The sequence below is a fragment of the Sinobacterium caligoides genome (assembly GCF_003752585.1).
Classification (GTDB): domain Bacteria; phylum Pseudomonadota; class Gammaproteobacteria; order Pseudomonadales; family Sinobacteriaceae; genus Sinobacterium; species Sinobacterium caligoides.
In genome coordinates this window covers 1,139,473-1,165,372 of sequence record NZ_RKHR01000003.1, presented here as the reverse complement: position 1 = coordinate 1,165,372, position 25,900 = coordinate 1,139,473, and the positions used below count along the sequence as shown (strand labels likewise).

General features: G+C 40.9%; 22 protein-coding genes. 21 read left to right on the top strand and 1 reads right to left on the bottom strand.

Annotation, left to right across the window (positions count from 1 at the left end; genetic code table 11):
* Window positions 1-21: 21 nt before the first annotated feature.
* From ilvB to EDC56_RS05090, 21 genes are all read left to right on the top strand, one after another.
* Window positions 22-1,755 carry a biosynthetic-type acetolactate synthase large subunit gene (gene ilvB, locus EDC56_RS05185; RefSeq protein ID WP_123711420.1) on the top strand — a complete coding sequence of 578 codons (1,734 nt, stop codon included), beginning with the start codon at window positions 22-24 and terminating at the stop codon, window positions 1,753-1,755.
* Window positions 1,752-2,249, top strand: a complete 498-nt coding sequence (ilvN, locus tag EDC56_RS05180) for an acetolactate synthase small subunit (RefSeq protein WP_123711419.1) — start codon at window positions 1,752-1,754, stop codon at window positions 2,247-2,249. Before ilvB ends, ilvN begins: the two co-directional genes overlap by 4 nt.
* Before the next feature lie 571 nt (window positions 2,250-2,820).
* Window positions 2,821-3,300: a DUF6714 family protein gene (locus tag EDC56_RS05175; protein WP_123711418.1), complete on the top strand. Its 480-nt coding sequence runs from the start codon at window positions 2,821-2,823 to the stop codon at window positions 3,298-3,300.
* 91 nt (window positions 3,301-3,391) lie between these two features.
* Window positions 3,392-3,781 carry a VOC family protein gene (locus tag EDC56_RS05170; protein WP_123711417.1) on the top strand — a complete coding sequence of 130 codons (390 nt, stop codon included), beginning with the start codon at window positions 3,392-3,394 and terminating at the stop codon, window positions 3,779-3,781.
* Between the two features lie 378 nt (window positions 3,782-4,159).
* The gene (locus tag EDC56_RS19405; RefSeq protein WP_148059319.1) at window positions 4,160-4,384 is read left to right on the top strand and encodes a hypothetical protein; all 225 of its coding nucleotides are present in this window, start codon (window positions 4,160-4,162) and stop codon (window positions 4,382-4,384) included.
* 117 nt (window positions 4,385-4,501) lie between these two features.
* On the top strand, window positions 4,502-4,663 hold the full coding sequence (locus EDC56_RS20060) for a GFA family protein (RefSeq protein WP_123711416.1): 162 nt from the start codon (window positions 4,502-4,504) through the stop codon (window positions 4,661-4,663).
* Window positions 4,664-6,157: 1,494 nt separating this feature from the next.
* A complete protein-coding gene (locus EDC56_RS05155) occupies window positions 6,158-7,111 on the top strand; it encodes a PLP-dependent cysteine synthase family protein (RefSeq protein WP_123711414.1) in 954 nt (317 codons plus the stop codon).
* 23 nt (window positions 7,112-7,134) lie between these two features.
* Window positions 7,135-7,677: a GNAT family N-acetyltransferase gene (locus EDC56_RS05150; protein WP_123711413.1), complete on the top strand. Its 543-nt coding sequence runs from the start codon at window positions 7,135-7,137 to the stop codon at window positions 7,675-7,677.
* Between the two features lie 2 nt (window positions 7,678-7,679).
* Complete coding sequence (locus EDC56_RS05145) at window positions 7,680-9,119, top strand: FAD-dependent oxidoreductase (protein ID WP_162844082.1); 1,440 nt, start codon at window positions 7,680-7,682, stop codon at window positions 9,117-9,119.
* Between the two features lie 12 nt (window positions 9,120-9,131).
* Complete coding sequence (locus tag EDC56_RS05140) at window positions 9,132-10,487, top strand: M20/M25/M40 family metallo-hydrolase (protein WP_123711411.1); 1,356 nt, start codon at window positions 9,132-9,134, stop codon at window positions 10,485-10,487.
* Window positions 10,478-11,716, top strand: a complete 1,239-nt coding sequence (locus EDC56_RS05135) for an NAD(P)/FAD-dependent oxidoreductase (protein WP_123711410.1) — start codon at window positions 10,478-10,480, stop codon at window positions 11,714-11,716. The genes EDC56_RS05140 and EDC56_RS05135 overlap by 10 nt, the downstream gene beginning before the upstream one ends.
* 5 nt (window positions 11,717-11,721) lie before the next feature.
* Window positions 11,722-12,945 carry an ATP-grasp domain-containing protein gene (locus EDC56_RS05130; protein WP_123711409.1) on the top strand — a complete coding sequence of 408 codons (1,224 nt, stop codon included), beginning with the start codon at window positions 11,722-11,724 and terminating at the stop codon, window positions 12,943-12,945.
* Window positions 12,946-12,989: 44 nt separating this feature from the next.
* A complete protein-coding gene (locus EDC56_RS05125; RefSeq protein WP_123711408.1) occupies window positions 12,990-14,195 on the top strand; it encodes an ATP-grasp domain-containing protein in 1,206 nt (401 codons plus the stop codon).
* An 8-nt stretch (window positions 14,196-14,203) separates the two neighbouring features.
* Complete coding sequence (locus tag EDC56_RS05120) at window positions 14,204-15,406, top strand: MFS transporter (protein WP_123711407.1); 1,203 nt, start codon at window positions 14,204-14,206, stop codon at window positions 15,404-15,406.
* On the top strand, window positions 15,403-16,566 hold the full coding sequence (locus EDC56_RS05115; RefSeq protein WP_123711406.1) for an ATP-grasp domain-containing protein: 1,164 nt from the start codon (window positions 15,403-15,405) through the stop codon (window positions 16,564-16,566). The genes EDC56_RS05120 and EDC56_RS05115 overlap by 4 nt, the downstream gene beginning before the upstream one ends.
* Window positions 16,567-16,641: 75 nt before the next feature.
* Window positions 16,642-17,340, top strand: a complete 699-nt coding sequence (locus EDC56_RS05110) for a hypothetical protein (RefSeq protein ID WP_123711405.1) — start codon at window positions 16,642-16,644, stop codon at window positions 17,338-17,340.
* A gap of 161 nt (window positions 17,341-17,501) precedes the next feature.
* Entirely contained in the window at window positions 17,502-20,558 is a 3,057-nt protein-coding gene (locus EDC56_RS05105) for an efflux RND transporter permease subunit (RefSeq protein WP_123711404.1), read from the top strand.
* A 67-nt stretch (window positions 20,559-20,625) separates the two neighbouring features.
* Window positions 20,626-21,126 carry a GNAT family N-acetyltransferase gene (locus EDC56_RS05100; RefSeq protein ID WP_123711403.1) on the top strand — a complete coding sequence of 167 codons (501 nt, stop codon included), beginning with the start codon at window positions 20,626-20,628 and terminating at the stop codon, window positions 21,124-21,126.
* Between the two features lie 368 nt (window positions 21,127-21,494).
* Window positions 21,495-21,728 (top strand): hypothetical protein, encoded by a 234-nt coding sequence (locus EDC56_RS19395; RefSeq protein ID WP_148059317.1) that lies wholly within the window; start codon window positions 21,495-21,497, stop codon window positions 21,726-21,728.
* 410 nt (window positions 21,729-22,138) lie between these two features.
* Window positions 22,139-22,735: a DJ-1/PfpI family protein gene (locus EDC56_RS05095; RefSeq protein ID WP_123711402.1), complete on the top strand. Its 597-nt coding sequence runs from the start codon at window positions 22,139-22,141 to the stop codon at window positions 22,733-22,735.
* A gap of 128 nt (window positions 22,736-22,863) precedes the next feature.
* Window positions 22,864-23,742: a class I SAM-dependent methyltransferase gene (locus EDC56_RS05090; RefSeq protein ID WP_123711401.1), complete on the top strand. Its 879-nt coding sequence runs from the start codon at window positions 22,864-22,866 to the stop codon at window positions 23,740-23,742.
* A 200-nt stretch (window positions 23,743-23,942) separates the two neighbouring features.
* Here EDC56_RS05090 and EDC56_RS05085 read toward each other — a convergent pair whose 3' ends face one another.
* Window positions 23,943-25,814 carry a DNRLRE domain-containing protein gene (locus EDC56_RS05085; RefSeq protein ID WP_123711400.1) on the bottom strand — a complete coding sequence of 624 codons (1,872 nt, stop codon included), beginning with the start codon at window positions 25,812-25,814 and terminating at the stop codon, window positions 23,943-23,945.
* Window positions 25,815-25,900 lie beyond the last annotated feature (86 nt).

The following is a 25,900-nucleotide window of genomic DNA, read 5'->3' as shown; positions in this document are numbered from 1 at the left end:
TTATAATTATAGGGTAAAGCAATGAATAATAAAACAGGTGCTGATCTTCTCATGTCGGCATTACAAGATGAAAATGTTGATACTATTTTTGGATATCCCGGTGGATCAGCCCTTCATATTTATGATGCCATTTATAGACAAAAAACTATTCAACATATATTGGTACGGCATGAGCAGGCAGCAACACATGCTGCTGATGCTTATTCAAGATCAACGGGGAAAACTGGTGTAGTCATAGTAACATCTGGTCCTGGCGCAACCAATGCTATAACAGGAATAGCAACAGCATTTATGGATTCAATTCCAATGATCGTTATTTCTGGTCAAGTTCACCTTGATAAAATTGGTGAAGATGCCTTTCAAGAAACAGATATGATAGGAATATCAAGGCCAATAGTTAAACATAGCTATTTGGTCAAAGACCCGTTAGATATACCCGATTTAGTAAAGAAAGCATTCCATATAGCGAATACAGGCAGGCCTGGCCCTGTTGTTATTGATCTCCCGAAAAATATAACTGGGCCAGAAGAGATTTATAGTTATAATCGTCCTGACTCAATTAATCTTCGTTCATATAAACTTTACAATGAAGGTGATAAAAATAGCATTGATCAAGCGATTAAGTTGATTTATAAATCATGCAAACCTGTTATTTATGCAGGTGGCGGAGTTAACCTTGGAAATGCCAGCAAAGAATTACAGGAGTTTGCCAGCCGTACTAAATGTCCAGTCACGTTAACTCTGATGGGGCTTGGCTGCTTTCCTGGCGACGATCATCAATTTTTAGGAATGCTTGGAATGCATGGCAGTGTAGTGGCTAACTATGCAATGCATGACAGTGATCTAATTATTGCATTAGGCGTTAGGTTCGATGACAGAGTAACAAATAAAATATCAAACTTCTGCCCTAATGCGAAGATCATACATGTTGACATTGACCCCACCAGTATTTCCAAAATAATTCAAGCCGATATTCCTATTGTCGGATCAGTTAAAACGGTATTGCAACAATTAAATACAGAAATCATACATTCCAACCAAGAAAAAGAAGATTTAACACCTTGGTGGAAAACCATTAATTTGTGGAAAGAAACCTATAACACAAATGACTACTCTATTGCGCACGAAGACCTCTATACAATCAAGCCTCAACACGCTGTTCGAGCAGTTTATGAAGTAACACGAGGCGATGCATTTATCACAAGTGATGTAGGGCAGCATCAAATGTTTGCGGCTCAACACTACATATTTAATAAACCACGACGTTGGATCAATTCGGGTGGGTTAGGAACTATGGGCTTTGGGTTACCTGCAGCCATGGGAGTTAAAATTGCACATCCTGATGAAACGGTTGTTTGTATTACAGGCGAAGGAAGTATTCAGATGTGTATTCAAGAGTTAAGTACATGTACTCAATACAATCTCCCCATTAAAATTATTTGCCTAAATAATGGTAATCTTGGCATGGTTAAGCAGTGGCAAGATATTAATTATGATAGTAGATACTCAGAGATAACCTATGAGGATTCACTTCCGGATTTTGTGAAGCTTGCTGAGTCCTACGGGCATGTTGGTATAAGAATAAGCCAGCAATCAGATCTTGAAAGTAAACTTCAATACGCATTTTCTTTAAAAGAACAAGTGGTGTTTATTGATATATTGGTAGCTGACGACGAACACGTCTATCCAATGCAAGTTTTACCCAATGGCTCAATGAGAGACATGAAAATTAACAAGGGTGAGCTGGCATCATGAGAATAATATTGTCTGTTCTTATGGAAAATGAATTTGGTGCTTTATCAAGGGTGGTTGGATTGTTTTCGCAAAGGGGCTATAACATAAATGCGTTATCGGTTTCTCAAACGAACAATATAGAAATATCGAGGCTAACTCTAATAACCTCTGGTTCACCAAGTGTTATAAGCCAAATAAAAAAGCAATTAGAAAAATTGTTAAACGTAATTGATGTTGTTGATATTACGTCATTGGATCATACAGAAAAACAACTATCTTTAGTGAAGCTTAAAGCAGCAGATATTAGTGGTATTAAACTCGCTTCAGTAATAGCTAATTTTAACGCAAGTATCGTGAAATCAAATGAAAAAACAGGATATATTATCTTGCAACTATCTTCTACAAACTCCGAAATCTCCAGCTGTATCGATTATATAGGTAAAGAACATGTTTTAGAAGTGGTTAGCTCAGGGGTGATTGGCATAGAAAATAGTATCCGTCATTTAAAAGAATAGTTCTATTGCTCAAGATAACTGTGAACTGTTTGCGGCTTTTGTGGTGGCTTCACCACTTTACCGCAAAAGCCGCAATCAGTTATCAGCCTATGTACTGTGTGTTATAATCTTATGAAATTCATGATAGCTCTACTTTCCGCTAACCTGTTTTCTCACTACTTCATTTGCGGAATCCTTTAGAGAATTTAAATTACTATAAAGCTACTAAAAATTACTAAGACACCAATCGTTATTTTGATGTATGCATTCACTTTGTGTGCCTTAAGAGAGCAATGAAGTTGGGTTTTTTACAAGCTTCTCTTAAAATACTCACATTAGGTTTTCTCTCCACGACCACCGCTGTTCTTAATAGCGGTAAATCCTTGTAGCTATTATCCACTTGTAACTTTCCATACTGTGATTAGTGCGGTACTGTATCCTTCAAATAATTAACAATACGGCTTAGCGGCAGTTAGCATGGGCTTACTTCACAATCAGCACCTGTCTACCAAACCCAGCTATAACAAGGCCAAGCAGTATCGCTAGCAAAGCTGGCTGGACTTCGCTACGCTCAGCCACTGTTAGTGGCGTTATGCCTACTATGGATAGAGATCAGCTAGTAAATCAGATAGAAGATGCATTTAGAAATGTAACTCTTTGCAATGGAGTAGGCATATATGAAGCCAATACAATTGATGATTACGCATCAGAAGAAGAACGATGCAAGCAGAGAAATAGAGATATTCGAGAAGATTGTAAGCTCATTTCTGATGATGTGATTGATCAACACTACTCTGTTTTATCATTTATGGATGAAGAAGGGTTGCGTTTTTGTATACCAGTTTATATGAGATTCCCAGTGAGGTACTTCGATTCTTATGCATCTTCTTCGATAGATTCAATTATCTATTGTTTAGCAAATCAACGAGAATGGGAGTTTTTATCAAGTAAACGAAAGAGAGTTATAGCGAACCTTTTAAGCTTTATGGTTCTTGAGGAAGATGATAATGTAGATACATATCAAGCGTCCTTAGCCTATGAAAATATTTGGTCGCAATATGAAAGTAACTAAACATAACAAGCGCATGTTGTCAGAATGGTTTTCCGCTGCGCTCCAAACCACCAAAAAATGCGGGCGTTAGCCTTACCCAGGTTAAAGTTCTATGGATATTCAAAGGTTTGGTATAATTCTTAATGTAGAGAACTTTAATGATTGTGTAGATTTCTACAAAAATGTTTTTAATTTAAAAGTTTTGTTTTCTGAAGAAGACGGCGATTTCAAGCTTACATGCTTAAAATTTGGCGATGGGTATTTAATGATAGAAACAGACGGGTTTTCCTCCCTAGAGGGTAAATCTATCGAAATTTGCCCTAGTAAATTACTGTTCAACGTTTCAGATGTCGAGTTGGTAGTAGGCAATCTAAAGAAATATGGCATTGAATCCAATCTATTGATAAATCCATGGGGTAAAACTGTGAATTTCTTCGACCCAGATGGTAATAGGGTTGGAGTTAGGGATGAAGAAGCTTTTTTAAAGCAAATCCAAGGCTAACAAAGCATTCTATCAGACCCTATAAGCTCCGCTTGTTTTTGGCATGTCGTTTTGCACCATTTTATGCCAAAATCAAGCTCCACTTATGCGACTGCTAAATCCGGCGTTATGCAAGGGGGAGTGAAGTTTAGTGTTTATAAATCGATGGGAAGTACGTTTTGGTAGTGCTTCTAAAGATCAAATCCTTATGTCTCTCTCGAAGGGAAAGATTGGGATTAATACTTATGCATCTATGCTATTCATGAGCAATAAATTACAAACGTCTAATGCTATTAAAATAGCAAAAGTAATAGATGTAAGTGTTAAAGATTTAGGTCTTCAAGGTGATGCAGTATTTCAAGATATCGTTCATTCAGCTAGAACGCTAGGCTTACAACTATGCCCTTGGAATTGCCTCCCTATCTAAGGCTCTGCTATGAAAATCAAGAGGAAGGACCTTGCCTAACATTAGCTTCACCGCGTATTGACGCGCATTTAGACTTCCCTCAAGGTTTTTATTTACAAAAGTTCAATGATATTTCATGGCTTAGAGGCTATGTTTCGAGTGAAGATTGGTTATGGGAAGAAAAAAGTAAGGTTGCATTTATAGAAGAGTATGCATAACAAGCAGCAGCAAGCCGACCTCTGGAAATTGTCACGATTTGTGTGAAAAGCGTGCAAGATCAGCCGGCTACATCTGACTGTTGTGCTAACCGTTAAAAATTAGGAGTACAAAGACACATGGAGGTTTATTTAATTGGAAAATGCTTGTGTGGCACAGTAAAATTCTCCGTAGCGGATAGATTTAAAGCTTTTTATCTATGTCACTGTAAACAATGTCAGCAGCTTACTGGATCTGCCTTCGCATCTAATATATTCACAGGTCCGGATAACATCGACTGACTTAGTGGTAAAAACAACTTTACTAACTACGAGCACCCTTCGCGAGAGTTCTCTAAATCCTTTTGCAAGACGTGTTGGGTATCAGTTCCGTCCATAAACAAAATCCAATCGTTAGTAATTGTATCTCCAGGTTTGCTAAATAAGCTTCCCGATATGCAGCTGCAAGCTAATATCTTTACGTTTGACGAGGTGTGTTGTTTCAGGCAATGCAATCAGGGGGCGATTTCACTGCCGCTTCTTTTGGCGTTATGTGAAATGACATGGAAATATTATTCAACTTATTAGCATTATTTTAATTAGCTTAGCTTTGTATTTGCTAAGTCAGTCCAAGAATAATATTTACTCTATGTAAAGCAAAGCAATTTGAAACTGTTTTTGTGTTGGCGCCAGGAGAGCGCTAGGCTTATTTTCTGCAAAGAAATGTTTAGGTTAACAAGGTAGTCCGTACTAAGAGAAATCAAACGAATTAGCGCAAGTGAGGATTGATCATGATCTAATTAACGTACATGTTATGAGTTCGACCTGCTGTAGTGCGATGACGCTATCTCGCTAAGCTTGAATTGTTACGGTAAACCGACTTTCTTATGGGTCATACGCTGATTCTGTCAAGAGCAAAAAACTGCGTGATCGAGTAAAAGGAAGCTCAAGATAACAACCGCCCCACACTAAGCTGGGGCGCCAACCACTAATCACAATAACTGATTTTATACTAGTTAATATTCTTACATGTTAGCGGTTCATTCTGAGCTATCTTAAGATAAAAGTTTGTTGGCCTGAAATAACAATATATATCACTTGTTTATATCGCTGCTGATTTATTAATCAATTATTTTGCGCTAATAGAAAATCGTTAGCATTTATTTATTATTCTATATTGACATATAAAATAACTTCTTTATAGTTGCACGGAATAAGAATACGGCAGCCAGATCCTCGGAAGCGCAACTCCAATCAATCAAGTGAAAACCCTTGATGATTGTGGAGTGGGCAATTGGATGTCTAAGGGCGAAGTGAGATTATCATAATATCAAATCCGTGTTTTAGGTGTCTTAGCTAATGCGTTAGATGTTTTTATAAGAATTATGCTATTGATTAACCCTCGAAGAATTATCTCATCATGGTTTTATATTTCTTGGTGCAATAGTCGGTGTCATCATTTTCCGCGTTATTAACGCGTTAATCTGATTAATAACAGTGGTGCTTAGCACCATTTACCCAGTATGTGGAGTTGTGTCGAGTGGTAAATGGAGGGTGTTACTCTAAGTCTAGCCCCGAAAATGGCTGATATTTTTTCAAGCAGTGAGGGTATTACTCTCGGTTTGAATGTTTTTGGTGTGACGCAGATATAGGTGTTTGCTGAAGGTCAGGTATTCGAAGAGTATATAGAATATAGCCAATGATATGGAGTGGCGAACTAACGGTAATAAACTCTAAGTCTAGGTTTTTTAATTATAGATAGCTATCTTCAGCTAAGGGGAAAAACTCGTGAAAAATATGGTGATTAGTAGTGGAATTGACCAGCTAATTGGTAACACGCCTATAATAAATATGGAGTATTTAAGTAATAATAAACATAATTTTATTGGTAAGTTGGAGTTTTTTAATCCGTCGGGTAGTGTCAAAGACAGAACTGCTATTGGCTTGATTTATAAGGCGGTTGAAAGTGGTAGGCTGAAAAAAGGTATGACTTTGGTAGAGTCTTCCTCAGGCAACCTGGGGCACTCCTTGGCGATGTTGTGCGCCCACATGGGTTACAAATTACTATGCATCATGGACCCGAAAACACCTAAGGCCAATATCGATCTGGTACGGGCTTTTGGTGGAGAAGTTTGTATCGTAACTGAGACAGATGAACATGGCGGTTATCAAAAACCAAGAATCGAAAAGGCACGTGAGTTGGCGGAAGAAAATGAACATATATTGAACTTAGATCAATACGAAAACCCATCTTCCAATGAATATCATGCGGCTACTACCGGTAAAGAAATCTTCCGTCAACTGGATGGAAATATCGATATTTTAGTGGGTGCAGTCAGTACAGGTGGTAGTTTATGCGGTACGGCTAGCTACCTAAAGTCACAAAAACCTGATATCGAAATTGTGGCAGTAGAGCCTTTAGGCTCCACTATATTCGGTGGTAAATATAAACCATTTTTGCAAAACGGCACGGGATTGAGTTTTACTCCAGGTAATTTTGATAATGGTCTGATTGATCACAAAATTCGTGTTTCCGACCAGGATGCGTTTATGCAGGTAAACCGTTGTGCCAAAGATTTCGGCTTGTTGCTTGGTAGTTCTTCCGGTGCGCTTATTCATGCTGCTATTGAAGTAGGGAATTCATTCGATACACCTAAGAACATTGTCATGTTGCTGGCTGATGGGGGGATCAAGTACCTCAGTACTATATACAACCCTACTTGGTTAACTGAAAATAATATAGCAATATAACCCTCAAATAATAGGACATTAAAATGAATTTTCAATGGGTTGATTTTTTAAATCCTGAAGATGAGAAGCAGTTGGTGTACATGGCCAATACTGTGGCGAAAAAAGAAAAGACTGTCGGTTTCGCCTCCACGTTAAACGAAGAGCAGGCACAATCCTACATCAACGGTATTAAAGGTTTGCTTGGTAAATCGAGCGAAGGATTCTTCGTGGCTCGGTTTGAGGGGAAGATTATCTTCCATGTACTCATCAGCTTCAAAGCCGATCCGAACAATAAACATTTGGCCTATGCCTCCAAAGCTATTGTCGCCCCGGAATTTCGTGGCAAAAAAATCATTCAAAAAGCACTGCATTATGTGTGTGAGAAATGTGAGGAAAAAGGTAGTTCTATTTTGTTGCTAGATGCCAGGATCGGTACCCCAGCAGAGGCTCTATGGAAGCGAATGGGGTTCATCGAGTGGGGTGTCTTGCCAGGATATGCCAAAGTTAACGGAGAAGATGTTGGTGGTTCCTATATGTATCAAACCACAGATTATTTAAGAAAAATTTCAATCGAGCCAGGAAAATAGTTGTGACAAAACGTATAGCAGTAGTTGGCGCTGGAGCCGTAGGTAAAGCCATTACCTACCAATTTTTAACAGAAGGTTATAACTGTACTTTGTTTGATCCACAAGGCGGAGCAAGTCATTCTGCTTCAAGAGTTGCTGGTGGTATGCAGGGCAGTTATTCTGAAATAACCGAAGATAATCAGGATTCCAAGCAAATAAAATTTTGCCTTGATTCACACAAGGTGTTCAGAAGCTGGTTGAAGCAAATAGAAAACGATAGTGGTATTGAAGTATATTTGCATCAAGGCTCAATTGTTTTTGCCAACAGCATCGGCGGCATCGGCGACAAAGAAGCCATAAATGTGATGATCAAGAAAATCCAAGAGCAGGGTGATACATATGAAAACCTGATGCCGAGCGATATTCCATTCATGAAGCCAAGCTCACATTGTGAAGTCGAAAAAGCCATCTACATTCCAAGTGAAGCAGGATTTGATGCCGAGACTTTACATGAGTCATTATTTGGTGCGATTAAAGCCTACCCAAAAGCTAATGTTGTTGCTGATAGTGTTACCGATATCACCCCGGTAACTAAAGGAGAGTGTTGGGCTGTCACTACCACAAACGGAGAAACTCACGAGTTTGACTCTGTGATAATTTCAGCTGGTGCCCAAGCCGAGAAATTGTTGGGTGAAAGCCTATATAGTGAATTGGCACTACCGCCGATGTATGGTGGTAAAGGTGTTGCCTTGTTGATGGAAAATACTCTTGATATTAATACTGTAATTCGTACACCTAACCGTCATGGTGCTTGCGGCACCCATGCTGTGCCTCGTAAGAATGGTTTATACGTTGGTGCGACTAACAGGCCAAGTCTTGATCCTACCAATAATGGTGGTGCAACCGCCGGAGAGATCAACTTCTTGTTCGACGGTATTATCAACCAAATCAATAACCAGTTTGCTAACAGTGCATTGCTTGGAACCTTAGCGGCCTATCGTCCATTTACTGCGGATGGCAAGCCTTTTATCGGTCAAACTAATCAGCCAGGGTTATTCTTGGCAACCGGCACAGGTCGCACTGGCATACTAATGGCGCCACTGATTGCACAAATTATCGTTGATGAAGTCATGGGGAAAACGCCACGTCAAGAAAATGTATTTACACCGATTGACCGTAAAGGTAGTTACGAAACTATCAAGACAGCGACATTTGAGCAACTTTATACAGTGGCCAAGGCCGCTGTTATTGATGTTGCCGGAGCATATGGTTCTTTGCCGTTGGATTCATCCAACACTATCGCAGCCTATATTGCACAAATGCTTCATGAGCTAGTCATTTCCTATGCTAATGGGAATAAAGTTGATGGGAAAATTATGTATATCTTCGATAACTTCCCGACTGAGGTTGCAGTACCTTTACTGTATTCAACAGTGGTTAGTAAGCAATTGCAGAAACTCTAAAGGAGTAGAGGATTGACTACCGAACTTACGCTGGCGGAACAGTTGTCCGCAGTACTGGCTCTGGACACTACGACCAGACAATCTAACGAACAATCGCACCAAACTTTTAATGCTTTATTTGAGTTTCTTGAACAATGCTACCCTAGAGTATTTGGCTTAAGTGACATAATCACTGTTAATGAATACTCGAAGGTCTTAACGCTAAAAGGCAAAGATAGCAGCGAAGATCCAGACTTGTTTGTATTTCATTCAGATGTGGTTCCGGTAGAGCAATCGTCAATCGCTCAATGGACATATCCGCCATTTAGCGGTGAAATTGCACGTGGGTATGTCTGGGGTCGTGGGGCTTTGGACAATAAAGGGCCGCTTATCGCCTTTTTTTCCGCCTTGGAAAATTTGTTGCGGGACAACTTAGAGCTTGAAAAGCCACTAACTATTGCTATCGGTCATGATGAAGAAACGGGTGGGCATAGAGGCGCAGCGTATATTTCTATGTACTTTAAGGAGAAAAGTCTTAATTTCAGATGTTTATACGATGAAGGCATGCCGATACTAAGAGAGTTGGCCGAACAAGCCCCGCAGTCGATTGGTCTAATATCGACGGCTGAAAAAGGTTTTTTAAATGCCAGGATTCGAGTTATCGGCACGCAAGGTCATGCCGCCATGCCGCCGATGCAAAATTGTATTGAACGTCTTTGTGAGTTGGTCGGTAAAATTAAAATCCATTTCAATGGTGAAGTGGCCCAGTCAGATATTGAAAAACTTAAAATCTACCATGATGTTAAAGCTATGGTGGCGCAAAACATGACTGCTGATGCGAGCACATCACTGGTTGATAGTTTGTTTCGTCACCATCCGTTTTTCTGCGCCCAAGCGGCAACTACATTGACGGTTACTGTACTTGACGGAGGTGTAAGGCAAAATGTACTACCGAATTCGGCAGAGGCGGTTTTTCATTTCCGTATTGTCGACGGTCAGAGCGTTGATGGCATCTTAAAAGAGCTTGAAAGTTTTTGTAGTGGTGAAAAGGAGCATGTAGAAGTGATGTCTTGTAGTGAGCCTTCACGTGTATCCGACACCAATTGTAGTGCCTATACCGATATGGAAGAGGCTATGAGTGAAGTGTTTCCAGAGGCCCGAGTCACTAGCGGGACTATGATTGCGTCTTCTGATGCTGCTCATTACCTAGATGTTGCCGAGAACCTATATCGCTTTATTCCATTTAACCTATCCCTTGGCGAAGTAGGTCTGATTCACGGGGTAGATGAAAGGGTGTCGACTGAAGGCTTGACGTCGGCGACTGAGTTTTATCGTCGTCTCTTGCTAAAGCGAAATTTTTCAAGGAAAGGTAGAAATATATGTCGGTAATAATCGTAGGCGGAGGAATTGTAGGGCTTTCAGCGGCGTTTTTCCTTGCTCGACAAGGCGAGGATGTTACAGTTGTCGATCCTGCACCGGCTTATGGTTGTTCGTATGGTAATGGTGGCGTCATTGCCACTGATCATTTGCACCCGATGATCAATCGAGCGCTGTTGAAACATTTACCTCGGTTGTTGTTCGGTGATTACCCGGCGCTTTGGGTTCCACCAAAGCACATGCCACATACCATGCCATGGTTATTGAAGCTCTATAACTGTATGGGGCCTAAACAATGTAGCGAAATAAAAAAAATCATGACAGACTTGGCGATGCGAGCGGAATCGGCATGGTCTTATATCGATGAGTTTGTTGCGGATGCCAAGCTGTTGCGTAAGCAAGGGCGATATTATGCTTATTTAAGTGAAGCGTCCTTTGCCTCTGATAATGGAATTTGGGCAGACAGAAGTCTTCAGAATATTGACTTTAGATTTCACGATGGAAAAGACTTCCCATTTTTACAGCATCAAAAACTACTGTATCAAGTCGCCCAAATCGATGATATTTATTATGTGCCGTCACCGGTTAAACTACTGAACAAATTTCACCAAAGCCTAAATAGTTTAGGCGTGAAGTTTATCTACCAGAAAGTAAAAAACGTCACTAGCGAAGGTTCGCAAGCCAAAGTAGTATTGGATGACGATAGAGTTTTAAGCGCCAATAACGTTGCTTTATGTGCTGGTGTAGCCAATCATCAATTGATTAAGCCATTGGGGCTAACGATTCCGTTGGTTTCAGAAACTGGCTACGCTATAAGCTTTAAGACTCAAACACCGGTAGTCGATAAGCATACCTTGATTAAAGATAGGCATCTTTCAATTTCACCGACAGATGAAGGCTTCAGAATAACTGGCGTAGTGCAACTGGAATCACCGGTAAATGCACGAGAGAATTCACCCAGCGAAGAAATATTCAGTTATATGCGTCAGGCTCTTGGGGGGTTGATTGATTTGAGTAAAGTAGAAGAAATTGAATGCTGGACCGGCAATCGCCCATCTTTACCGGATGGCTTGCCGATGATTGGCAGTATTCCAAAACACCAGAATATTCTGGTGGCGACAGGGCACCAACATATAGGTATGACACTGGGCCCTGTTACTGGACAGTTGGTTACTGACTTGATTACAAGCAACAGTCCGACAGTAGATATGACACCTTTTAGTACAACACGATTTAGGTAGAAATTATGAAGATTATATTAATAGAACCCTCCTTTTTTGGTATGGGATATTTCACTGCTGCAAATAAATTGAATATCGAATTGATTGTTTTAACTAATGATCTAAGCAATTCGGATACTTTCGGCTATAGAGAGCATTGTGCAGAAATTTGTGTGGTTGACCTAAATGATCAAGACAAAGTATTTTATAAAGTCGATTGCTTGTTGAGTCGTCATAATGTCAGTGCCGTGTTACCTGGCAGCCAGTTGGCTACATCGATCGCAGGTATTATTGGTGAGCGTTTCTCATTACCAGGCTTAAATGAGCAATCTGCCTCACTCGGCGTCAACAAAGATTTTGCCCGGACTGCATATCAGAAAAACAATGTACCTTCGGCCAAATTTACTTTGATTGATGAGCAAACGGATATGGCCAATATCGCAGAGAAAGTTCCATTTCCTATGGTACTGAAGCCTGTAGCCTCTTCTTCCAGTAAAGCGGTTGAAATGATAGACAGTTCAGAACAGTTGCAACAGCGCTTTGATGCACTGAAGGAGGTAGATACTTCATTTATGGGTTTTACTAACCGTCAGCTGTTTATGGTTGAAGAGTTGCTGCAAGGGGATGAGTTCAGTGTTGAGCTGGCACTTAAAGAAGGTAATGCTTTCTATCAAAGTGTGACAGAAAAACTGAAAACCGAGTTACCTTACTTTGTAGAGCTTGGGCATATAAGCCCAGCAGTAATCGACACTAAGTTAAGCGAAAGTCTGATTGAAGTTTCTATTGCTGCTTGTGTGGCTTTGGGGCTATCTACCGGTGTGTTTCATGTTGAGCTGATCAACACAAGTAGCGGTCCTCGTATTGTAGAAGTTAATCCTCGTCCGGCAGGCGACAAAATTGCATCGCACTTGATTCCTTTGAGTCACAACATCGACCTTTACGAATTACATTTTAAAATGCTGGGTGAAAAGCTACCAAAAAAGCCGGTATGTGACAATAAAGTCGCTGCCGTTTTCTTTATGACGTCAGGGGAAAGCGGTAAAGTCAGCAAGATCAATATCCCTAATGCCCTTGCAGAGCATCGGGGTATCGTTGAGCTGGAACTTTATGTCAGAGAAGGAGATGAGGTTTACCAACCGACCAGCTCTGCCGACAGGATAGGACACTTTATGGTTAAAGGCGACAGTCATCAGGTGGTTACCGATCTGAAAAATATGATAGAGGCGCAAATCGAAATCGTTATTGAGTAAGGTGGCGTTAGGAACAAAGACATAAGAAAGAGGTTAAAATTATAATGGCTCAATGCAAACATATTTTGGTTATTGGCGGTATTCGTGAAACCCAAGATCAGTTGTTACAGGAAAACGTAAAAATCACTTGGTTTGTCCAAAAAGATACCATGATGGCGGAAGATCAAAGTAGGCCTTATCAGCAAATGCTTTCATTTTCGTCGGATACATCAATTGAGCTGCTTACTGAAATAGCCAAAGGGATCCATAGTGTAACGCCCTTTGATCACATCGGCGCTTTTCATGATGCCGCTCAGCCTAAGGCAATTGCAATTGCCGAAGCTTTAGGTTTGCCATTTGATTATCAAATGAAGACTCTTGAGTACACTACTAACAAGTACCTGATGCGAAAAGTGTTGTCCGAAGCCGGATTATGTCCTGCCAGCTCTGCCATTGTTGCAGATGATAGCCAAGTCGCCACATTCCTGGAAAATAACAGCAAAGCCCAAAAATTTATTGCCAAGCCTGTCGATGGCACCGGTAGTCTAGGCGTTTCATGCTTCTCTTGTGAGCAACTTGCTGATATTGATAATAATCGTCCACAATATCCGAGCTTGATGGAAACCTTCGTGCAAGGTAATGAATACAGCGTCGAGTCCTTCAGTGAAAATGGCGAGCATCATACGATTGCCATAACTGAAAAGTTTAAAGACGAAACCACCTTTATAGAGAGTGGTCATCTGGTTCCTGCAAGACTGAAAGATAAAACCGAACGGAAAGTGATTCAGTATGTAAAAAACTGTCTGACGGCTTTGGGTGTAACAAGCGGTCCTTCCCACTCAGAAATTATCGTTAATGATGAAACAATATTTTTCATTGAAACTCATACGAGAGTAGGTGGGGACTATATTCCTCTGTTGGTTGAGTTGGTGACCGGTATTGACCTTTATAAGCTGACTGCACAGCAGTTACTTGGTCAGCCGCTCGACTCTCGCGTTAAGCAAGTTTCTGAAAAGTCACGTCACGCTAGTATCCAGTTTATCTTGCAAGATGCGGTAGGGGCACCAATCACAGCAGTAAATGGTGTCGAGCGAGCAGAGCAATTAAATGGGATAGAAAAAGTGCAAATGCGCTATAAAGCCGGTGATACCCTACCACAGGTGAAGCACAGCTTTGATCGAGCAGGATTGGCCATTGCAGTAGCGGGTAGTGCTGATGAGGCCTTAGCTACTTCCAGCGAGGCGTTAAGTTTAATCGATTTTAGTCATTAGGAGCCAACATGAGACATCTAGCTTTAGGTGAGTTTTTTACCAATATAGGTAATGCCATTTTGCTGTTGGCGTTTGCCAAATTTCTTTATGATGAAACAGGTCAGCTATGGGCGTTTTCATTTGCATTTATCATTGAAATGGTGCTGGCACTTTTCGTGCCAATGATGGCAGGGCGCGTCATAGATACTAAAGGTGTCAAGGACATTTTACGCTTTGCCAGTGCTGCCAATCTTCTTATCTGCTTGAGTTATGCACTGATGGTCACTGACAGCCAAATATCCGTTGTGGTTTTGTTGTTAGCTTCAATGGTATTGAGCATAGTGAAGCTGGTTTTGAAACTCTCGGTGTTTTCATTGACGCCTGAATTATCTGATGATAAAAATCTGGAAAAGAACAACGGTTGGTTGGCATCCGCACTTCAAGGTGGTCAACTACTTGGAATGGTCCTTGCGGCATTCTTGTTGACTCATGGCTCACAATCGTTAGTTTTTGCAGTGAGCAGCGTATTCTTCTTGTTTGCTTGGGTCTGCTATACCTTGTCGACGTGTGGATTGCAGCATAAAGTTCAGCAAGCAATAGATGTCAATCCACGGGAAAGTATCTTTGGCACTATCAATGAGCAGTTCAAAGTCAGTCGAAAATTTGCTCCGCTGTTGCTAATTAGTAATCTGGATTTTTCAGTAGTTGCTATGTTTAACCTGTTGCTTGCGGCCACTGTAGCCAACCTGTTCGACAATGACCCCAAGTGGTTGTCGATACTTGATGGTGCCTTTGCCATTGCTGCTTTATTAGGTGGTATGCTGGTTGCAAAGAAACTACGCTGCAGTAGTATCTTTGACTCGATACGAACTCAGGTCTTTTTCCTGGGTTGTCTTTTCATCCTTTTGTTTCCGAACATCAAGTACTCTTTGTTGATCTGTACTTTTGCATTTGGTGTGTCATTGAGTTTGTCTACGGTATTTTGGAATACCATGTTACAGCGAAACTTTCCTGCTGAATTTAAAGGCTCTTTGGCAGGAGCAAGGAATTTAATTTCATCGATTTATATTGGTGTTTGCTCTATCGTTGTTTCATTTTTACATGAAATGGGCTTTTCCATAGCTGTTGTAGCTTGTATCGCCATCACGACTATTAATGTTCTTAGCTTTTTAATCTTTAACTACAAAGATTCCTCAAAAAGAAATATTGAAATACAAGGGGATTTATCATGAAATCAGAACTACTCTTGATCGGTGCAGGTCAATGGATCATCGATTGGTGCGAATATTACGATGTCGCCTACACATTGATTCAAAAGCCGGGAATCTACGTTTCTGGTAGTGCAAAACAAGTTGTGTTAATAGACTACGAGAATGACGAAGGGGTTTGGGATTATATTGAAGCCCTTTGTAATAAAAGAAACATTGTGGCTTGTTTAACATCTACCGAGCCTGCACTGAGCCTGGCTGCCAAGGTCGCCGAGAAATTTGATTTGCCTTATCGCACTTGTGAAAATATTGAGTTTATTAAAGACAAATGGAAAATGCGCCAAGTTCTAGAGCAAAGCCCATTGAACAGCGTTGCTTGTGAGTTGGTAGAGTCTCCAAGAGAGTTACAGAAGTTTATAGATCAACACGGTACTGTGATTGCTAAGCCTCAAGATGGTGTCGGTAGTCTAAATGTGTACAAGTTGACTAGCGATAATCTTGGAAAACTAGATGCTATAAAGGGTTATCCTTTATTGGTTGAAAGGTTTATCGGTGGTAAAGAATACTCTGTTGAAGGATTTAGCTATAACGGAGAGCACAGAGTTTTGGGGATCACGGAAAAACAGGTCGACGAGAAAAACTTAGTGGAAAAGCGCCATGTAATTCCTGCGCCTTTACCCGCTGACCAAGAGCAGAAAATTGAACAGGCAATCAGCCAGTTTTTGACTGTGATTGGTATAAAGAATGGTCCATCGCATACCGAGCTAAAAGTGGAAGATGGTCAAGTTTATTTCATTGAAACGCATAACAGGGTAGCTGGTGACGACATTGCTAATTTACTTGAATTGGTGAGTGGATTTAATTTATACAGAGAATTGGTTGGTTGGCCGATCGGTAGGAGAGCTGATGTCCAAGCGGGTGACTCAATGAAGGGGTGTGCGGTAATCGACTTCATTTTTGCGGAGCAGGGGCGCATTGATAAGATTTGTGGGGTTGATAGTGTTCGTACAATGCCAGGAGTCATGGAAGTAAAAATATATAAGCCTGTTGGCAGTAAAATTACTAATACAAAATCTTCATATGATCGCTTAGGTCATATTATTGCCTATTCAGATTCTTTAGCTCAATGTGAAGAAATCATAAAGTCAGTGCATAACCGACTGACGATTGATGTCTCAAACTAATCACGTTTAGCTTATTTGTAAATATAGGATGTTTCTCCCAATTTTTTAATTAAAGTTATTAAAGTTATTAAAGTTATGGTGTTATATATAGTTGAAAATAGGCTTAAGCCTCAATTGCTTGCATTGCTCTTTCTAGCAGCCTATTCGGCCCAATTACATGCAACAAACTCTAAAGTTGTTGTGGAGTCAGTGGTGTCTCAAAAACACAAGGAACAGCTGCATTTCTTTGGGGTTGTAAAGTCAAAAGGTATTTATGACATCGTTGCCCCCTCTAGTGGTATTGTTTCCGGGCTCTCTAGCAATATATCAGAGGTCAAGTCTGATAGGCCTATTATGCGAATCAGCCCAATCGACCCTTCCTACATTGAGGTGAATATATTCACTAGGTTAGAAAAGGCGAGCTTGTATCGTAAGTTCGTAGAGAATGGCTCATTTGTAAAAGCGCAGCAGGTTCTAATGCAAGTCACAGTTCAACCTTACTTTGTTGTCGCATTTTCCGTTCCTCCCTATGAGCTAAAATATATTAAAGAAGGCAGGCTAAGAGGGTATTTATTTCCCGGTACAGATGAGGAAAAGGAAGTTTCGTTATCACTAGTGTATTCTGAAGCTCCAGCAGCTAACAGTACTTTTCACCATTTTGAAGTGAGGATTGACTGTAGTGCTGATTTGGGTTGCCCAGGTGATGACTTGTCTGGTTCTTTCGCAAAAATCGTTGTACCAAAACATATAGAAAAACGAATTACTACCCGGGACAAATTAACGAACTTAAATTAACCTATTATTCTTATTTATAGCCTTAAGTTTGATTAACTAATGCGGCTATGATTAATGGTGGCATGGCAGTTAGCAGGGAGGGTTAAATATTAATAATTCCCTGCGACTGGCTATTGTCTCGATATAGTAGATAAATTTAAATCAAGGTTTCAATGTAGACGATGAATTTCATTTTTAATTATAGAAAAGCAATAATTGCATTGTGTGTTCTGTTGTTCTTTTTCGGTTTTTCCCAGGTCTCACACCTTCCTATTTCACTTTTTCCAAAAAGTACAAAGCCTACAATAAGGGTCACGGTTCCACATGATATGGATGTATTGGAGCTTAAAAATGATTTGGGGCGAAAAATAGAAAGCTCGTTGTTAAATATTGAGGATATAGAGCAAGTTGATGCTATGTATAGCTCTGGGGTAGCTAAATATATTCTAAAGTTTTCCTGGAACAAGCCAGCAAATGTGGCTTTAAATGAAACTACTGCGGTAGTTTCTTTTTTCCAAACTCATCTTCCAGATTATTTGCCAAAAATAAAAGTTGATTATATTGACTCTGGTATCGAAAATTATGTTGCTATCAAATCTGACGTTATGAGCGCTAATGACTTGAGTGTATTGGTAGAGTCTAAATTAAAGCCAGTTCTATCAAATATTAAAGGCTTGCATAAAAGCTTTATATCAAAAGTTAATAGAGAAGAAGTACGGGTTGAAATAAATCCGTACGCGTTAATCAGGCATGGCATAAAATTTAGCGAGTTATTAGAAGTCCTTAACAATGCACGCTTTAATGTTAGTTTGGGCACTATAAGAGGCAATCAAACTCGCCCTGATAAAGAAGTCTTTTATCTTCAGTCTGTAAAGTCTATAGAGCAACTAAAATCATTAGTCGTTGGCAAGGATAATGATGATGTGATTCGTTTGCAGGACGTAGCAGATATTAAGTTGGCTGTTGCTGAGAATGGGCGCTCATATTATGTAGATGAACGTGCCGTAGTGGCTTTAGCTGCTTGGCCTAGACCAAATACTAACCTTTATGAGTTTTCTAAAGAGTTTCAAACAATAATAGCAGAAGAGTTGCGTGGAATTGGCGATGTTGTCATTTTAAATGATCCACTTTTATACATTAACGAAAGTTTAAAGAAAGTTTTTTTTGCCGTGTTGTTGAGTATGCTGTTTTGTGCTGTTTCTGTGCTGTTAGCATTTCGTTCAATGAGCTTGGTGATGTTGATAAGTTGCATCATTCCTTGTTCTCTGCTCGCTTCCGTATTGTTGCTACAGATTTTTAATGTTGGGCTAAATATAGTTTCATTAGCGGCTATGAGTGTCTCCTGTGGGCTGGTTATTGATAACGCAGTTGTTGTTGTTGACTCCATTTGTCAAAAGGCAAGAGAATTAAATCCACTTACCAAAAATGACTTTGTAAACTGTGTGCTTTCTTCTGTTAAGGAGAGCAGTAAAGCTGTAATCTCTGCTTCTATGACTACTTTAGTCGTATTTCTCCCTCTTGCATTTACCCACCCAGTTGTTTACTCGCTAATTGGAGAGCTATCACTTGTTGTTGTGGCTGTCATAATATTCTCTATTATCCTCTCTCTATTTTTTTTACCTTCAATTGTTTTATCTTTTGCTTACTTTACAGGGCGCTGGGAAATATTCCTGACTAAGTCGGAGTCTTCAATATCCATATCGAATAGGGTATATAGCTTATTACTGAATAGTATACTACGTTCAAAATCACTTCAGCTTTTATTGGTAGGAATATTTGTAATCCTTTGTGGTTACTCGGTTAGCCTGCTAAATAACAATATTCGAAAAGAAATCGTTGCTGAGCCTCATCCAAATATAATCGATGTTGAATTAAGTTTTTTTAGTAAACACTATAATCAGGAGTTCAGAGAAAGCTTGCTGTTACCTATTCGTCAGCAAGTTGTCAATCTCACTCAAAGTCAAGTAAGGTATGTATTTACAGATATGCGACCAGGTGTAGCGTATATATCATTGCACTTAAAAGATTATCGCCTAGCTAATCAGGTAATGGAAGATCTCAAAGCGTCTCTAAAAGACACTAAATACTATAACGTTCACGTGACACCTTGGGTTAGTGCTAAATTAACTGCCCCTAAAATACCCGACTACAGAATACTCGTATATGGCTTAAACGAGTCAAATGTGCGAGATGTTCATAAAAGCCTGGTATTTGATTTGAAAAATATGAGTGAGGTTAAACGAGTTAAATTTAGCCCTAAATCGAACTTAAAATCTGAGTTCCATGTGTTACCAAATCAATCGCTGGTTCAAACGATAGGTATGCCAATTCCGGCTGAATCACTCAGAACTGAGGCTTTAGGTATCATTAATCATGCACTTGAGCCTCAGAAGTTATTTGATGTGAAGTTTGAGGATGGTGAGCGACCACTATTTGTTCTATTTGATGAGCAACATGATATCAATTCATTAAAAAACATCCCGATATCGATCAATAATCAAGTCTATGCACTCAGGAATTTGGTGAAAATTGAAGAATCCCAGGAGTGGAGTGACTATTACTCCAGAAATGGTCAAGATATATTTTTGATTGAGATCTGGTTTAATCTGTCAAGGGCCGACGAAATCGTGTCATTTTTAGATCAGCAGTTTAAAAAGCATAAAGTTGATGGTGTTAAATTTATTGTGCAAGATACACAGGGTGAAATATGGCAGAGTATTCGCTCTCTGGTAATTGCGTTGGTGACGGCTATAGCTTTAGTCGTAGTCGTACTGTTAATTTCAAATAATTCGATAACCTATACCCTTGTTTCTTTAACAACAATTCCTATGGGATTTGTTGGTGCAACAATCGCGCTTTACGTATTTAACTCCACACTGTCTGTTAATTCTTTGATAGGGCTGTTAATTCTTACTGGTCTTTCAATAAATAATGCCATTTTAATTACGCATAAGTTTAAACTGATATTAGAAAGTGAAGATATTTCGTTGAAAGTTGCAATTGTTAGAGCTGCTACATCAAGACTAAGAGCCATGTTTGTGACGTCTACATCGACAGTTCTTGGAATGGTACCCATTGCGATGGGTTTGGGTAGTAACGGTAATATTATGCAGCCTTTGGGTATTTCATTAGGAGCAGGCCTATTAGTCTCTTTTTTGTTGGGGTTATTGTTAGTTCCAATTTTACTATATTGGGCAGAGTGCTATAGAGAAGAAAGCGGTACCTCGCAAAAGTTATAGAGAAGCAACCTCTAAATAATTATTGAAAATTACCTGTTGTATATTCAATTCTACTGGTTAGTAGAAAATAACTAATTCACGATTAACTATTAGAAAAGTTAAAGTTAGGGATTGGAGTGCATTGCTAGATGCATTTAACTCGAAGGAGTTCCCTGCACGACTACCACTTTCTAGACTTAACACTGAGAGCAAAGTGCGAAGTTGGATTGATGATCGTATCAAAGATTGGGATATGGGTGCAGGCTTTGTATGGAGCATGGAGTTTAAACCTACAGGCATAGTGATTGGTCAGATATCACTTTTCCTGCGTGAGTCTGATTATGCATTGGCATATTGGGTGAATCCTGAGAGTTGGTCTAATGGTTTAGCAACAGAAGCATGTGTAAGCCTAATTGATCAAATCAAGCAAGCCGGCTATAGCAGTAGATTATGGGCTGGATCTGCTGAATGGAATGAAGCAAGCTCCTTAGTCTTAGAAAAATTAAACTTTCGATCAATAGCTACTAGCACTCATTTATTAGCGAACGGGGTCGAAGAGAAGATAAATGAGTATGCTCTCGACTTATAATTCAAGTGCTAACAAAGTAATCAGTTTCGTGCGCAAACACCGCCACGCGGTGCGCACTGGGTTTAATCTCGCTGGCGCGCAATTTTGCCAGTTATTTTGGCGTTACGCAAAGCATCGGAGTCTCAAATGGTTATAACGAATAAGTGGACAATTGAATTTGGTGGGCTTTGTAAAGAGGAGATACTTTTACTACTTTCTGAAAAAAATATATGTATGAATTCTTATGCCACTCAATTATTCATGGATGATAAGTTCGACTATCTCCCACGAATATGACTGCAGAGGTTGTTGAAACAAGTGTAGGGGCTTTGGGCTTTAAAACGGGGGCGTAATATCTGGATATTGTTGCAGCTACAGAGAGGTTGAGTTTGAAGCTATGTCCTCTTGAACTTGCACCACAATTTAGAATTCAGTACCTTAATCAAGAAGAAGGCTCATATTTAACAATTGCCTCACTCAAAACAAGAAACGATGACCGTTATCCCAATGGTTTTTATTTAAGTCATCATAGCGATTTTTTTTGGTTAAGAGGGTATCGTTCAACGTCGGATTGGTTGTGGGGAATCGATCATAAATTTGCATTTGTAGAAAGTTATGGATAACAAAATAAGTCAATCTGACAGCTTACTATCCATTTATGTTTGTTCGCTAAAATAATCACAAAAATACCAGTGTCGTCCCAACAGTAGTTGCTTGTGGTGTTTAGTTCGCCAGCTATTGTTAATCATTTGTTAGTTTGTTGACTTACACGAAGCATTGGCGATAATCGACTGTCAATTTACAGCTATCAATTGCTTTTTATCTCGAATCTGACTTCCGCTAGGCTACTTTACCCCTAAAATAAATAACAACTAGGGTTAGCGGTAGTGATCATGAGACTCCTTGAAAACGATCGAAGTTGTATTTAGCGTTGCTATGCAAGGCATAGTGGTATTTACAAGTAATCTGGGCGACGACCACTGGTAGTGGCTGTTGTTAGCTTTAAACGAATAATAATTAATAGGATGAGATAATGGATATTGCAATTTTAACTTTCGAGGGGTTTAATGAGCTTGACTCGTTTATAGCGTTAGGGATATTGAATCGAATGAAGGAGGCGGGCTGGAATGTCCAGATTACATGCCCCTCTGAATACGTAACCTCAATGAACGGGGTTAAAGTCGCAGCTCAACAACCTTTGGAGTTTGCCAACAGTGCTGACGTTGTACTTGTCGGTAGCGGTATATATACGCGTGATATCGCCAAAGACAGTAATATACTCGGCCGGTTGAACTTGCAGCCCAATAAGCAGTTGATATGCTCCCAATGTTCGGGAACGCTTTTATTGTCTGTTCTGGGTTTATTAGCTGGCCGCCCCGCCTGTACTGACTTAACAACAAAGCCATGGGTCGTAGAGTCAGGTATTGAGGTTCTGAATCAAGCCTTTTTTGCTCAAGGTAATATAGCCACAGCTGGCGGGTGCCTGTCATCGCAATATTTGGCAACTTGGATAATTGCCAGGCTTGCCGGTAAAGAGGCAGCTGAATCTGCGATTAACTATGTTGCTCCAGTCGGAGAAAAAGAATCCACAGTCGAGCACAGTTTGGCGGTCGTGTCTCCTTATATTTAAATGCCCTGTTGTCCCGGTCATGCACGCCGTTGCTCGTGTATTAAGGCGGCGAATAGGTAGCTCGACAGGGGCTGATTGCTCATGTTAACTTGACCCCTTACTTTAAATATACGCAAGGATGTGAATATATGAGTACAGTCAGTTACCACAAGTCTGATATTGATGCGATTTTGAAATCTAGGGATCGCAAGCAGTTAGCAAAGCAGTTTTCTATTATTGATGAACTCTATCCTGATGGTGTGTTCACGCACTTAGAGTTCGGCTGCGCCTGCGGAAGCCTGTTCACCGAGTGGCTGCAGCGTTACCCGAAAGCAAAGTTTATTGGCGTTGATTTGGATATCGAGGATCAATATGGAGATGACTGGGCGCCATTAGTCAGGGATTACCCTAACTTGCTAACGATTGCTAAGGTGAACATGCTTGATAAGGCTACGGTGATATCGTTGTTACAAGACAACTTCGGTGTCGCCTCGGTCAATGTCATTCATGGACATGCAGCGATCATGTATCTGTCGGATGAAAAAACGGCACAGTTCCTGTGCGACGCATCAACCTATAGCCAATACATTATTTCAAGAGATATGGAGGCCTCAAACTTCCGCTTTGGTGGCGATGAAAACTGTATTAAACCCATCAGGTTATTAGAAAAATGCACGAAAGATATCGACTCGGTTTGGTCGGAGTCAATCGGGCGCTATGTGAGGCCCATGACACGCTATGAGGTGCGTAATAGTAGTTTTAGTTTTCAGCAGTTTGCTGATCACGAGGTGTATACACCTGACAGTGAGCCTAGCCTAATGGATGCCGTTTTTTCTCACGGCCAGTCAGCGTCTAACCTACTTTGGTCTAGTGATGAACAGGGGCACACAACTCTTCATCCAGATTATAATGAGGACATGCTCGATGAGCTAAAAAATTCTCTTTTGTATTTTGCTGAACATGGTGACTACATGGTTAGCTGTTGGGTGGTCAGCTTTCTGGAGAATAAGAAGGTTATAGCGAGGTGAAAATATTAATAGCTCAGCGTTATCGTTGTCATTCCGCTTAAGCGCTGCCAAGCGTTTACCGAGCAAGAAAAAACGGGCATATCGCGCCTAATGTAAAAGGTTGTGAAGCATACAGGCTGTCATCGAATGTCAGTCTGTATGTTTCGCTAACTGACTGGGCGTCAGCTAGCAGATGCGGCTACTGCTCGAGCTCGATGGCACTACTCGCTGGTGCATTGATCCGCGTTATAGCTGATAGTCAGCTTCGGCCCGTTGCCGCTCTCACGGTCATTGAAGTCGATGCCGTTAGTGGTTCCTGTGGATGAGATGACGATGCCGTTGTTGTCGCCCTCTATCCAGCCTTCGGCTAATCCTACGCCATTACTGTTCAAGTTAACGCTATAGTGGCCCTTAGATGACGGGGTAAAGGAGCCAATACCTGCCCCTTGTTGCGCTTCGCCGTTGACGAGAGACCATGTGGCGGAGCTCTCTTCCCAGCTATTGACACCGGCATACAGTCCGTAGGTGCCAGACGATGAGTTAAAGACGTTGAGCTCTACCTTGGCACTGATAACTTCAGCACAACTGGGTACGCTGCTCAAGTCCCACTTAATCAAGGTGTCCATGATGCCGTAGCTGCTATCGGAACCGTCGCTGAGTAGCTGCTCATCGGAGCTGCCGTAGTTACTGGTCGACTTCTTGCTCGAGATGAAGGTATCTGCTGTGGCCAGTAAGCTTATTGTGGTTGCGCCATTATCGCCTCCGTCGCCATTAGCCATGACAGTTTTCTGTAGCGCGTTTCTTTTGAGTGCTAATACTTCGCCGACTTGGTTGGGCTGCCACCAGTTGATATTAGCAGGTAGTGCTGTGGCGTCGGCATCCCTCTCTGCTTTGGTTAGTGTACTTGCTGAGCTATCAAATTGTGCCGTGCGTACCGATACCGTGTCTTCGCTGACGCTGATCACTTTGAACTGCTGGATGCTGGCGAGATCAATGGTCCAGGATTTAGCATCGTTGGCGGAGCGGGCAGGGGCTCCCCAGCTACCTTCGCCGACATAAATGGTGCCGGCACTGACGCCTTCATCGACACCGGCAAAGCCATCGCCTTGGGGCTCAAGTATCTCGGTAATCTTGGTTAAGTGTGTGTCTGACTCAACAACCACGTTGACGGCGTAGTCAAAGAAGACTTTTGCCCACCAGTCAAATAGGGTCTTATTATCACTCTTACCTGTATAGTGCGGGAACATTGGCTTGTGATATTGCGCAAAACGCCATGATGCACTACTACCATTTTCTGCTAGATCGTTTTTAAGCCAGTCATTTTGTGCATTTTTTAGGCTAGTACTTTGGCTCATGAACTGTGAGTTCAAGGTATAAACGCGCAGTAATGGCGATATCGATGTGGCGTAATAGGTGTCTTTTGCGGAACAGTCATTGCTGTGGTTAGGGTCGACACCTAACATTTTACAAATGGTAGAGATATCGCCATCTTCATGGTTGCCGTGCGTGCTGACGAGCGGGTAAATACGCTTGTAGTCGATGTTGTTAATGACGTCTTTTGAGTAGGTTAGCTCCCAGTCAGTCAGCCACTGTTGCCATTGTGAGTTATTGTTGGAGTTGGTGAAGTCCCCACCGTGCATAACAAATAGCGGTCTAACCTTGGCGACGAGTCGGTTACCGGCTTGACGATCGCTGGTGCCGCTGCGAGTATCGCCACCGGCGACAAAGACAAAGGGAGAGTTATCGTCGGCGGCGGTCTTAAACCAAAAACGATCACCACAACCACTGTCATCACAGACGCGGAAATAAACAGAGGCATCAGCTTGCAAGTTGCTTAGGCGAACATGCTTGCTGGTGATGGAAGCCATGGTGGTATTGAAGGTGACGGCTTCAGTGAGCCAGTCGGACTCGTTGGTGCTATAGCCGTATTTGAGGTAGGGGTTATTGTTTTCCCCTTTGGCAGTGAAGCTAACAGTTGCTTCGTTGCTGGCATTGTTTGCCCAGCCTAGGCGTACCCATTGGCTGTCGGCCAAGACAGATGTTGAAGCGGTGATTAAGCCTGCGACAGCAAGCGACAAGACTTTTTTGTTCATTGAAACATCCTTGACAATATTTAAATTATTTTAAAGTTATTGGTTTTGTTGTTTGGTGTTATTGAAGCGCTAAAGTAATCGTTCTT